Consider the following 12,492-nt stretch of genomic DNA (forward strand, 5'->3'; position numbering starts at 1 on the left):
TTGTTTCAATTTGTTGCAAATGGCTCAAACGCCCGCCCGACAAGGCTCGGCGAAGAATGTCCGAATCCGGAAACGGTTGCGCTCCGAGGACAGGGTAAAGTTTTCAAACCCCTGGACGTTAAAGGACTCAACACCTGAGGAACGGACATCATGAAGATCGAATCGAGCAACACCAGCGCGTTGGCAAGCCTGCAAACCGGCTTGCAACGCTCGTCGGGCAACGGCGCGAAGGGCGCGGTCGAAGGCGTGCAGCAAGTCGGCGACACGAAGAATTCGACGGTGAGCCTGTCGTCGCTGTCCTCGACCATGCGTTCGACGAACAGCGGCGATATCGATATGGCGAAAGTCGTATCGATCAAGGCCGCGCTGGCGAACGGCACGTACACGCCGGACAGCAGCAAGATCGCTGACGGCATGCTCGGCACGGCGCGCGAGATGATGCAAACGAGAACCCAGCCGACCGGCGGCTGAACGCAGTGACCCCGCGAGCGCTTGGAATAAGGAGCGCATGGGCGAGCAGCGTCACGGCACCGGCGGTTTATTTGAACCGCTTCAATTGTGAGCTGCCATGAAAGACGCACTGCTTGCCACCATCACCGAAGAAGTCGTTGCCGTGCAGGACTTCGAAGCCCTCCTCGCTCATGAGGAAAAAGCCCTGATCGCCGCGCAGCCGCTGGCCGTGCTGCCCGGAATCGTCGAGAACAAGACGGCGTTGACCGAACGCATCGCCGGGCTGGAAAAACAACGCGATGCCCAGCTTCAGGCGCTCGGTTTTCCGGCCGGTGCGGCCGGCATGGACGCCATCTCCGCGAACGACACGCGTATTGCCGAACAATGGTCGCTTCTGCGCACGGCCGCGCGCCGCGCGAAGCAGAACAACAACAACAACGGCGTGCTGATCCGCACGCGCATGGAATACAACCGCAAGGCGCTCGCCGCGTTGCAGGTTTCGCCCGCGAAGGCCGGTTTTTATGGTCCTGACGGGCGCGTTCCGGGCGTCTGAGCCTTGGCCAGACGGCTGCGTCCTTTAGTTCATCTCCCGAATTACCCCACTTTCTCCAGCCTTATCCGCCAATGGCGGCTTGCCCCCTTCCGCAATAATCGTCTCCATCAGAAAGCGGCCTTTTTTTGCGGGCCGCTTGCAACGGAACACGTAGCGGAACGCAACGGAGCAAGGTCAGGTGTCCGAGGAAAGCGATCTCGAAAAAACCGAATCAGCCACCCCCAAGCGCATTGAGAAAGCGCGGGAGGAAGGCCAGATTGCGCGCTCGCGGGAACTCGCGTCGTTCGCGCTGCTGTCGGCGGGATTCTTCGGCGTGTGGGGCCTGTCCGGTTCTATCAGCGAGCATATGCAGAGCATTCTGCGCGGCGCGTTCACCTTCGATCACGCCACCGTGCTCGACTCGCATCAGATGATGATCGGCGCGGCCAACGCCAGCAAGGAAGGTTTCTTCGCCATCCTCCCGGTTCTCGCGATGACCGCCTTCGCCGCCCTCGCCGCACCCATGGCGCTCGGCGGCTGGCTCTTGACCACCGCGCCGCTCGCGCCGAAATTCAGCCGCCTCAATCCGATGACGGGCCTCGGCCGCATCTTCTCGTCCCAAGGCCCGATTCAGCTTTTCATGTCGCTGCTCAAGACCGTCGTGGTCGGCGGCATGGCGGGCGTGACGATGTGGCGTCACAAGGCCGAAACGCTCGACCTGCTCTCCAAGCCGCTGTCGCTCGCACTCGCCGACGCGATGCACCTGATCGCGCTGACCTGCGGCATGGCGATCGGCGGGCTGTTTCTGGTCGCCGCCGTCGATGTGCCGTATCAGATGTGGTCGCACGCCAAGAAGCTGCGCATGACGAAGGAAGAAGTGAAGAAGGAACACAAGGAAAGCGAAGGCGATCCGCACATCAAGGGCAAGATTCGCGCGCAGCAACGCGCCGCTGCCCGCCGCCGCATGATGCAGCAAATTCCGACGGCTGACGTGATCGTCACCAACCCGACGCACTTCGCCGTGGCGCTGAAATACGCCGATGGCGAGATGCGCGCGCCGAAGGTCGTCGCCAAGGGCGTGGATCTGGTCGCGGCGCGCATCCGCGAACTCGGCCGCGAGAACAACGTGCCGATGCTCGAAGCACCGCCGCTGGCGCGTGCGCTGTATCACAACGTCGAACTGAACCGCGAGATTCCCGGCGCGCTGTACGGCGCGGTCGCGCAAGTGCTGGCGTGGGTCTATCAGATCAAGCGTTACCGCGAGGATGGCGGTGAGAAGCCGGACGAACCGACCGATCTCGACGTGCCGAAAGACCTCGACAAAGGCGCCGTATCCGCCGACGACGCCGATCAGGAAGCAGCCGATGTCCTGGCGGATGAAGACAACACCTCGAATGGAGCCGCCGCATGAACGCGCGCGCTGGAATTTTCTCGAAACGCCCGGACGCATTGGGCGCGCAGAACTTGCGGGCCCTTGCCGGTCCGGTGCTGATCTGCATGATCCTGGGCATGATGATTTTGCCCTTGCCTGCTTTCCTGCTGGACTTGCTGTTCACCTTCAATATCGCGCTCGCGGTGATGGTGCTGCTCGTCAGCATGTACACGCAAAAGCCGCTCGATTTCGCGGCGTTCCCGAGCGTGCTGCTGTTCTCCACGCTGCTGCGGCTGTCGCTGAACGTGGCCTCCACGCGGATCGTGCTGCTGCAAGGCCACACCGGCCCGGATGCAGCCGGTCAGGTGATCGAATCGTTCGGGCACTTTCTCGTTGGCGGCAACTTCGCGGTCGGTATCGTCGTGTTCGTGATTTTGATGATCATCAACTTCATGGTCATCACGAAGGGCGCGGGGCGGATCGCGGAAGTGGGCGCGCGCTTCACCCTCGACGCGATGCCCGGCAAGCAAATGGCCATCGACGCCGATTTGAACGCCGGTCTCATCAACGAGGAAACCGCGAAGAAGCGCCGTCAGGCCGTGGCGCAGGAATCCGAGTTTTACGGGTCGATGGACGGTGCCTCCAAGTTCGTGCGCGGCGACGCCATCGCGGGCTTGCTCATCATGGTGATCAATATCGTCGGCGGGCTGATCGTCGGGATGCTCCAGCACGACATGGACTTCGCCCACGCGGCGACCAACTACACGCTGCTGACCATCGGCGATGGCCTGGTCGCGCAGATTCCGTCGCTCATCATCTCGACGGCGGCGGGCGTGATCGTGTCGCGCGTGGCGACCGAGGAAGACATCGGCACGCAGTTGACCGGCCAGTTGTTCCAGAACCCGCGCGTGTTGATGATCACGGGCGTCATCATCGGCGTGATGGGGTTGATTCCGGGCATGCCGCACTTCGCGTTCATGCTGCTCGGCGGCGGTCTGATCTACGCCGCGCGCTCGATGAACAAGCGCGCCGAAGCGAAGAAGAAAGCGCCCACCGTCACCGATGTCACGCCGGTCGCCGTCGCGCCCGCCGAGAACACGGAAGCGAGCTGGGAAGATGTCGCGCTGATCGATCCGCTCGGGCTGGAAGTGGGCTATCGCCTGATTCCGCTCGTCGACAAGAACGCGGATGGCGAGTTGCTCAAGCGTATCAAGGGCATTCGCAAGAAGTTCGCGGCGGAAATCGGCTTCTTGCCGCCGGTCATTCATATTCGCGACAACCTCGAACTGCGTCCGAACGGGTATCGCATTGCGCTGAAGGGCGTGGAAGTGGGCGTGGGCGAAGCGTTCCCCGGCCAATGGCTCGCGATCAATCCGGGGCAGGTTTCGGTCGCGCTTCCGGGCGCGCAGACGCACGATCCGGCGTTCGGTTTGCCGGCGGTGTGGATCGATACCAATCTGCGCGAACAGGCGCAGGTCTACGGCTACACCGTGGTCGATGCCAGCACGGTCGTGGCGACGCATTTGAATCACCTCGTCGTGACGCATGCGGCCGAGTTGCTGGGACGCGCGGAAGTGCAGGCGTTGCTGGAGCGGATCGGCAAGGACACGCCTTCGCTCACGGAAGACCTCGTGCCGAAGACGGTTTCGCTCACGACCTTGCAGAAGGTGCTGCAAAACCTGCTCGACGAGAGCGTGCCGATTCGCGACATGCGCACCATCCTCGAAGCGATGCAGGAGCACGCGCAGCGCATCGGCGATTCCTACGAACTCACCGCCGCCGTGCGCCTTGCGCTCGGACGGGCGATTTCGCAGCAGTGGTATCCGGGCAGCGACGATTTGCAGGTGATGGGCCTCGATCCGGCGCTGGAACGCGTGCTGTCACAGGCGCTTTCGACGGGCGCGAATCCGGGTCTGGAGCCGGGCCTCGCGCACACGCTGATGACTTCGACGCAGAACGCGATCATGCGTCAACAGACGATGGGCCTGCCGCCGGTGCTGCTGGTTCAGCATTCGCTCCGCGCGATGCTGGCGCGGTTTCTGCGCCGGAGTTTGCCGCAGTTGAAGGTGCTTTCTTATGCGGAAGTGCCGGATACGAGGAATGTGAAGGTGGTTAATTTGATTGGGGCTTGAGGGCTTGCACGCGCTAGTGCAGCGATGCGGTAATCATGCCCTTGAGGTTGCCCGCGTCGAAGGCAACGGTTTTGTCCGTGAAGTAGTTGGCGCGTTCGAACTGCTTCTTCGTCACCGCCTTCTGACTCTCCGCGACAGCGAGCACATAGCCCGCGATCTTCTGCACCTTGTATTGCATGTAGATCACTTCGGCTTCCAGCAGACGTGTGTCACTGGTGGCACCGATAATGATCAGCGGCCGGGCGCCATCGATCACGTGATCTGCCATCAATCCGCCTGAGATCGGCAGTTCGACATCCGAGCGCAACGTAACGTGCAGTTCGCTTGCAAGCTCGGCCAGCACGGCCGCCAGCCGTTCCTTGAAATCGCTGCTCGACTGACGGTCCGCCTGCGATGTCGCAATAGCAAAGACTTGTTGTGCAGCTTCCGCGACGCGAAATACGTATGGCGCGATATGTTGCTCGTCGATTGCCGTGGCTCGAATGACTTCGTCCTTGCACAGCCGAGCCGGACCGAATTCGGCGCACTCTTGCGACCATCGACTTAAAGCGGCCGATTTGACATCCGCGCCGGCCATGCTTGCATAAAGGCAAGTTTCCCCGTTTTCATCGATGACAAAGCCGCTATCGTTGGGCCGAACGCGCACGACCACGCGATCGCCGGTTCCCGGATATTCGAGCGGAGTGACAATGCGCTGCACGCCATTCGTATCGGCGTGCACTTCGAACAAGGCGCAGATGGCCCGCTTGAGATGTTCGGTTAGCTCCATAGATCCAGTTCGCCTTGAAACGTGACTCCGGCTTGCATGTCCACACCCACGGTCTTGCAGAAAATGCGGATCAACGCAGCGCGGTCAGACTCCGATCGCGGATCGAAATCACGAGGGGACTTCAGGTTAAGCTCCGGCGCGCCGGGCAGCAAGCGATTCCGGTAGTCGAGCGTCGTCTTGCACGGAATCTTGCAATGCAGACCCTTATGACTCGGGTGATAGTGCATCTCGAAGAGGGGATACAGGTCGCCGTTGTGCATCACGCAAAGGAGATGCGCATAGAAAGAGCGATCCGTGCGCTCAGGGCCGTCGTGCCAGAAAAAGATGACGCGGTGATCGTCCGAGACGGCCGTCAGGTCGGTCGCCTGGCTGCCCTCTCGACCCATTCGATTGAAGGGTTTTGGCAACTTGTTCCGGACGAGCCTTTTGAACGTCGGCGGCTCGTCCAGACGCTTGCATGCGCGCTTGTGCGCGCCCAGATCACTCGGTTTCAAAGCGGGAGTCTCGCGGATCGAGTGGCCGCCTCCAGCATGTTGCGGCCAACGGATTGGTTTTATCGAGTGATGCTAACCGTATCCATCGCCGCAGATTCCTTTCGCTACCGAATGTTTCAGTCGCTGGCGAAGATCGCTGCCTTTTAGCATCGAACATCCTCAACACTCCACAATATTCACCGCCAACCCACCGCGCGACGTCTCCTTGTACTTCGTCTTCATATCCGCGCCCGTTTCCCGCATGGTCTTGATGACCGAATCCAGCGACACATAATGCGAGCCGTCGCCGCGCATCGCCATGCGCGCGGCGTTGACGGCTTTCACCGAGCCCATCGCGTTGCGCTCGATGCACGGAATCTGCACCATGCCGCCCACCGGGTCGCACGTCAGCCCGAGGTTGTGCTCCATGCCGATTTCCGCCGCGTTCTCCACTTGCGCCGCCGTGCCGCCGAGCACCGCGGCCAGTCCCGCCGCCGCCATCGAACACGCAACGCCGACTTCGCCCTGACAGCCCACTTCGGCACCGGAAATCGATGCGTTCATCTTGTACAGAATGCCGATGGCCGCCGCCGTCAGCAGGAAGTCGATCACGCCCTGCGCGTTCGATCCCGGCACGAAGCGGTCGTAGTAATGCAGCACCGCCGGAATGATGCCCGCCGCGCCGTTGGTCGGCGCCGTCACCACGCGTCCGCCGATGGCGTTCTCCTCGTTCACGGCAATTGCGTACAGGTTGATCCAGTCGATCATCGACAAGGGATCGCGCAATGCCTGTTCGGGCTTGCTGGCAAGCGCACGATAGAGTTGCGGCGCGCGCCGCTTCACCTGAAACGGCCCCGGCAAATTGCCATCCGCTTCGGGATTGCCGATGCCGCAGCCGCGCGCCACGCAGTCCTGCATCACATCCCAGATGCGCAAAAGGCCCGCGCGAATCTCGTCCTCGCTGCGCCACACGCGCTCGTTTTCCCACATGAGTTGCGCGATGGACTTGCCCGATTCCGCGCACATGCGAAGCAACTCGTCGCCGGTTTCGTAGGGATACGGCAACTGCTCGTGCGCGGTCAGCACCGCCGTGTTCGGCGCACCCGCCGTCACGACGAAACCACCGCCGACCGAGAGATACGTGGCTTCGCGCAGCAACGCGCCGTTTGCATCGAAGGCATGCAGCTTCATGCCGTTCGGATGCTCCGGCAACGCCTGCCGATAAAACCCGATGTTCTCCTTCACCGTGAACGGAATCTTGCGCTTGTCCAGCAGCGCGAGCGTCTTGGAGGCGCGCACGGCGTCCAGGCGCGGCGAGATCGTGGTGGCATCGACGGTATCGGGTGCGTCGCCCATTAGGCCGAGCATGACGCCGCGATCCGTGCCGTGGCCCTTTCCGGTCGCGCCGAGCGAGCCGTACAACTCGCATTTCACCGATGCCGTGGTATCCAGCAGGCCGTCGCGTTCGAGCCCTTGCGCGAACATCAGCGCGGCGCGCATCGGTCCGACGGTGTGCGAGCTGGACGGTCCGATGCCGATCTTGAAGAGGTCGAAAACGCTGACTGCCATGACTGAAATTACCTTTAAGTTTTTAGCGCGCTGGCAGCGGCAGACATACCGCAAGCCACGCACGCGGAGCGGGTGCCAGCCGCAACGCGACCGGCGCATAACGGCCGTCCAGACGCGCTGCCAGATGAAAGAGTTCCGCCGCGTTCTTCGGGTCCCACGCGCCCGAAAAACCCGGCAGACCGGCTTCGCGCCGTTTAGCATCGAAGGGGACGGAGGAATGCACGAATTCATCGTGCGTCCGGGTGCCGAGCGCATAGGGCGTGAGCCAGTTGAGCGCTTCGGCGAGTGTCGCGCCCGATTGCGCGCGCTCGGGCAGCCAGTTGCGGTTGTGCCTGCGCGCGGCGAGCGCCGCCGTCACCAGCGGTTGCAGATCGTAGGTGACGTAGCGCAGCGCATCGCGTTCCGCGAAATCGATGGTCGTGCCGTCCGGCGCGATGTTGTCGCCGATATGCTCGACGAACAGCCGCTGCGCCGCATCGATCATCTTGCGGTCATCGATGGTAAACGCGCCCATCGACACCAGCTTCACGCGATGACTCTGCCAGTTGTTGCGATACGTGCCGGTGAGCGGGCGTGGCTGCTTGTCCATGTCCGCGATGTAACCGCTCACCATCTTCGTGATGAACGCGTTGGCCGCGTTGCGCGTTTTCACCGGCAGCGCGCTCGCGGTCAGATCGTAGGCGAGGATCAGCGATTCGAAATTCGTCTCGTCGATCGGGTTGTAGCTCGGCTGATACGTGGTCGTCCACGCGAACAGAAAGCGGTCCACCAGACGCAGGTAACGTTCGTCGCCGGTAGCGCGCCAGGCAAGCGCGGCATCGCGCATGAGGCTCAGGTCCTTCTCCGCCTCGACGCTCTGATCGTGGATGCGCTCGTGCGGCAGCGTGCCCTCCGTGTGCAGATGCGCAAGCGGTTTCGGCTGCTCGTTGACGTGCGACTGCACCATCTTCACGAGCGCCTTCACGCCGGGATCGGCGTTGGTGCGCTCGCTCGTCTGCATGGCGGGCGCGGCGCAGAAGTTCATGGCCGCGTGCGCTGTTGGTGTCAGCAGCATCGACATGGCCATGAACATCCACGTTCGCTCTCGCTTCCACGCGACGCGGTTCGCCCGAAACATCTCTCGCACCATCGGCGCCATGCGCACTCCTTGATTGGCTTGGGTCCGGAGTGAGATGTTAGCCGGTCCGAGGCGCATCGCGTTACCGCCGGGCAAAGTCGTCCGTCTCGTCGGTCGCGGCCTGTCTTTCCAGCACTTTCAGCGCGACCTTGTAGCAATCGTCGACATGATCGTTCCCGACGTATTTCATCACCCCGAAGCTCAATCCTGCGGACACGACCGACCCGAGCAACGGAATGTACTTCGCCACCGACTTCGACGCCACGCTGATGCCGACACGCTTGAGCACCTGCATGACGATCTGCTTCGTCACCATCCGCCCGATGATCTCGCTTCCGATGCTCGTCGCCGCAACCAGCACGAACTGTCGAAGTCTGGGATCGCCTTCGAGTTGATCCTCGCTCAGGCCGAACTTCCTGTTGATCGCCGGCAACATCTCCAACAGCAAGGCGACATCGGCACCGACATCCAGGCCCGGCACCGGCACGACCGCTGCGCCTGCAGACAAGCTGGCCCGTGTCGTCACCATCGACTTGCATTCCTCACGAAGCCGCTCGATTTCATCGCGCGAACTGTATTTCATCTGCTCCTCCCATCAAACGGAAAAAGCAGATGCTACGGCGCGCGCTCCCCAGGATTTTTTTGGGATTGCGTAATTATTTGACTACTCTGCGTATTCCGAGATCGGCACGCACGCGCACATCAGGTTGCGGTCGCCATACGCGTTGTCCGCGCGTCCGACCGGCGACCAGTACTTGCGCGCAATCAACGACTTCACCGGATAAGCCGCCGCTTCGCGCGAATACTTGTGCTCCCATGCATCGGACGTGACGACTGCTGCCGTGTGCGGTGCGTTCTTCAGCACGTTATCTTCGCGATCGGCACGGCCATCTTCCACCGCGCGAATTTCTTCGCGGATGGCGATCATCGCGTCGATGAAGCGGTCCAGTTCTTCCTTCGACTCGGATTCGGTCGGCTCGACCATCAGCGTGCCGGGCACGGGGAAGCTCATGGTCGGCGCGTGGAAACCGTAGTCGATCAGGCGCTTGGCCACGTCTTCCACCGAAATGCCGCTGGTTTCCTTCAGCGGACGCAAATCGAGAATGCATTCGTGCGCGACCAGCCCGCCCGCGCCGCTGTACAACACCGGATAGTGCTGCGCCAGACGCTTCGCCACGTAGTTCGCGGCGAGGATTGCGCTTTCGGTCGCGGCGGTGAGACCCTTCGCGCCCATCATCGCGATGTACATCCACGAAATCGGCAGAATCGCGGCCGAGCCATACGGCGCCGACGACACCGCGCCAATGCCCGCGTCATCGCGCTTATAGCCGGTCGATGTCTGGTTCGGCAGGAACTTCGCGAGATGCGCGCCGACCGCCACCGGACCGACGCCCGGCCCGCCGCCGCCGTGCGGAATGCAGAACGTCTTGTGCAAGTTCAGATGCGATACGTCGCCGCCGAACTGACCCGGCGCGCAGAGACCGACCATCGCGTTCATGTTCGCGCCATCGACATACACCTGACCGCCGTGCCGATGCACGATCTCGCAGATTTCGCGCACGTTGCGCTCGAACACGCCATGCGTGGACGGATAGGTAATCATGATCGCCGCGAGATTCGCGGAATGCTTTTCGGCTTTCGCTTCGAGGTCTTCGATATCGACGTTGCCGTTCGCATCGCACGCGACGACGACCACCTGCATGCCCGCCATCTGCGCCGACGCCGGATTCGTGCCGTGCGCGGACGCCGGAATCAGACACACGTTCCGATGCCCTTCGCCACGCGACGCGTGATACGCGTGAATGATGAGCAAGCCCGCATATTCACCCTGCGAACCCGCATTCGGTTGCAGCGACACCGCCGCGTAACCCGTGCACGCCACCAGCATTTGTTCGAGCTGATCGATCATCGTGCGATAACCGACCGTCTGCTCGGCGGGCGCGAACGGGTGAATGGCCGCGAACTCGGGCCACGTCACCGGCAGCATTTCCGATGTCGCGTTGAGCTTCATCGTGCAGGAGCCGAGCGGGATCATCGTGCGGTCGAGCGCGAGATCCTTGTCCGACAGACTGCGCAGATAACGCAGCATTTCGTGCTCGGAATGATGACGATTGAACACCGGATGCGTCAGATACGCGCTTTCGCGTTTCAACGCGGCGGGGATGGAATCGTCGATGGAAGCATCGAGTGCGTCGATGTCGAACGTTTCGGTCTTGCCCGCGACTTCCGCGAACAACGCAAAGAGCTTGAGCAGGTCGTCGCGCGTGGTGGTTTCATCGACGGAGACGCCCACTTGCGTCGCGCTCACATGGCGCAGATTGATGTGCGCGGCATACGCGGCCTGATGCAGCGCGTTCGTGTTCGCGCCGCTGTCGATGGTGACCGTGTCGAAGAAAGTGTCGTTGGCGATGGCGTAACCGAGCTTGCGCATGCCCGCCGCGAACACCGACGCCACGCGATTCACGCGCAACGCGATTGTCTTCAAACCGAGCGGGCCGTGATAAACCGCGTACATGCTCGCCATGATCGCGAGCAACGCTTGCGCCGTGCAGACATTCGACGTGGCTTTCTCGCGGCGAATATGTTGTTCGCGCGTTTGCAGCGCGAGACGCAGCGCGGAGTTGCCTTGCGCATCGACGGTCACGCCGACGAGGCGGCCCGGCATCTGACGCTTGAACGAATCGCGCACGGCCATGTACGCCGCGTGCGGACCGCCGAACGCGACCGGCACGCCGAAGCGCTGCGTATTGCCGATGGCGACATCCGCACCCCATTCGCCGGGCGGCGTGATGAGCGTGAGCGCTAGCAAATCCGCCGCCGCGATCACGTGACCGCCCGCCGCGTGGATGGCGTCGGCCAGCGCGCGATAGTCGTGCACATCGCCGTTCCCGCCGGGATATTGCAGCAGCACGCCGAATGCGTTGGCGCTCGCGGCATCCGCAGCCGGTCCGACTTTCACTTCGATGCCCGCCGGTGTCGCGCGCGTCTTCACCACTTCGATGGTTTGCGGCAGCACGTCATCCGCGACATAGAACACGTTCGACTTCGGCTTGCCGACGCGTTGCAGCAGCGTCATGGCTTCCGCAGCGGCAGTGGCTTCGTCGAGCAGCGAGGCATTCGCCATCGCCAGACCCGTGAGGTCCATTACCATTTGCTGGAAGTTCAGCAGCGCTTCCAGACGCCCTTGCGAAATCTCCGGCTGATACGGCGTGTAAGCCGTGTACCACGCCGGATTTTCCAGCACGTTGCGCAGGATCACGCCCGGCGTGTGCGTGCCGTAGTAACCCTGCCCGATGTAAGTCCTGAACACCAGATTCTCGTCCGCCAGCCGGCGCAGCGACGCGAGCGCTTCCGCCTCGCTTTTCGGCTGCGTGAACGCGCCGAGCGGCAGCGTTTCCTTGCGGCGAATGGATTCGGGAATCACCGCGTCGATGAAAGCCGCCCGCGATGCGAAGCCGAGCGCGTCGAGCATGGCGCGCTGGTCTGCATCGTCGGGGCCGATGTGCCGTCCGGCGAATGCGTCATGGCATTCGAGCGCGGCGAGGGACAGGGAGGTGCGGTTCATCAGACGATCCGGGTGTTCGAGCTTCATGTGAATTCCTGCGACGCGGCCCGACGTTTCGTGATCGAGCCGCCATCGTCATTGAGATGAGTTATTCGCCGATCGACTTGCCGTAACCTTCGGCGTCGAGCAGCTTGTCCATGCCGTCGTTGCTGGACGGCTTGACCTTGAACAGCCAGCTTTCATACGGCGCGCCGTTGATCTGGTCCGGCGCGGAACTCAGCGCGTCGTTGGACTCGACGATCTCGCCCGACACCGGCGCGTAGATATCGGAGGCGGCTTTCACGGATTCGATCACCGCGATGGCATCGCCCGCCGTGACGGCCTTGCCCGCTTCCGGCAGTTCGACGAACACGATGTCGCCGAGCGCTTCCTGCGCGTGATCGGTGATGCCGACGGTCAGCGTGCCGTCCGCTTCCGTGCGGACCCACTCGTGCGATTCGGTGTATTTCAGATCGGCCGGGATGCTCATTGGATACTCCTTGCGTGTTTCGTTCGTCGGATTCTTGGGTGGAC

11 protein-coding genes are annotated in these 12,492 nt (G+C 62.4%); 4 read left to right on the forward strand and 7 right to left on the reverse strand.

Going from position 1 to position 12,492, the window contains the following annotated elements; all coding sequences use genetic code 11:
- Window positions 1-150 precede the first annotated feature (150 nt).
- The 4 genes from flgM to flhA all read left to right on the forward strand — a co-directional run bounded on the left by flgM (window position 151) and on the right by flhA (window position 4,486).
- Window positions 151-471: a flagellar biosynthesis anti-sigma factor FlgM gene (gene flgM / locus ACZCWR_RS01575; RefSeq protein WP_487302001.1), complete on the forward strand. Its 321-nt coding sequence runs from the start codon at window positions 151-153 to the stop codon at window positions 469-471.
- Between the two features lie 97 nt (window positions 472-568).
- Window positions 569-1,003 (forward strand): flagella synthesis protein FlgN, encoded by a 435-nt coding sequence (locus ACZCWR_RS01580; protein WP_487302002.1) that lies wholly within the window; start codon window positions 569-571, stop codon window positions 1,001-1,003.
- A gap of 178 nt (window positions 1,004-1,181) precedes the next feature.
- Window positions 1,182-2,393 carry a flagellar biosynthesis protein FlhB gene (flhB, locus tag ACZCWR_RS01585; RefSeq protein ID WP_487302003.1) on the forward strand — a complete coding sequence of 404 codons (1,212 nt, stop codon included), beginning with the start codon at window positions 1,182-1,184 and terminating at the stop codon, window positions 2,391-2,393.
- Window positions 2,390-4,486, forward strand: coding sequence for a flagellar biosynthesis protein FlhA (gene flhA / locus ACZCWR_RS01590; RefSeq protein WP_487302004.1), 2,097 nt, complete (start codon window positions 2,390-2,392; stop codon window positions 4,484-4,486). The genes flhB and flhA overlap by 4 nt, the downstream gene beginning before the upstream one ends.
- 13 nt (window positions 4,487-4,499) lie before the next feature.
- Here flhA and ACZCWR_RS01595 read toward each other — a convergent pair whose 3' ends face one another.
- The 7 genes from ACZCWR_RS01595 to gcvH form a co-directional block, all read right to left on the reverse strand.
- Complete coding sequence (locus ACZCWR_RS01595) at window positions 4,500-5,255, reverse strand: hypothetical protein (protein ID WP_487302005.1); 756 nt, start codon at window positions 5,253-5,255, stop codon at window positions 4,500-4,502.
- On the reverse strand, window positions 5,246-5,749 hold the full coding sequence (locus tag ACZCWR_RS01600) for a hypothetical protein (RefSeq protein WP_487302006.1): 504 nt from the start codon (window positions 5,747-5,749) through the stop codon (window positions 5,246-5,248). Before ACZCWR_RS01600 ends, ACZCWR_RS01595 begins: the two co-directional genes overlap by 10 nt.
- Before the next feature lie 159 nt (window positions 5,750-5,908).
- The gene (locus ACZCWR_RS01605) at window positions 5,909-7,297 is read right to left on the reverse strand and encodes an L-serine ammonia-lyase (RefSeq protein WP_487302007.1); all 1,389 of its coding nucleotides are present in this window, start codon (window positions 7,295-7,297) and stop codon (window positions 5,909-5,911) included.
- Window positions 7,298-7,319: 22 nt separating this feature from the next.
- Window positions 7,320-8,369, reverse strand: coding sequence for an alginate lyase family protein (locus ACZCWR_RS01610; RefSeq protein ID WP_487303211.1), 1,050 nt, complete (start codon window positions 8,367-8,369; stop codon window positions 7,320-7,322).
- A gap of 127 nt (window positions 8,370-8,496) precedes the next feature.
- Entirely contained in the window at window positions 8,497-8,997 is a 501-nt protein-coding gene (locus tag ACZCWR_RS01615) for a hypothetical protein (protein WP_487302008.1), read from the reverse strand.
- 81 nt (window positions 8,998-9,078) lie between these two features.
- On the reverse strand, window positions 9,079-12,006 hold the full coding sequence (gene gcvP, locus ACZCWR_RS01620; RefSeq protein ID WP_487302009.1) for an aminomethyl-transferring glycine dehydrogenase: 2,928 nt from the start codon (window positions 12,004-12,006) through the stop codon (window positions 9,079-9,081).
- A 61-nt stretch (window positions 12,007-12,067) separates the two neighbouring features.
- Window positions 12,068-12,448 (reverse strand): glycine cleavage system protein GcvH, encoded by a 381-nt coding sequence (gcvH, locus tag ACZCWR_RS01625; RefSeq protein WP_487302010.1) that lies wholly within the window; start codon window positions 12,446-12,448, stop codon window positions 12,068-12,070.
- Window positions 12,449-12,492: the final 44 nt, after the last annotated feature.

Source organism: Caballeronia sp. A2-2 (assembly GCF_057612605.2).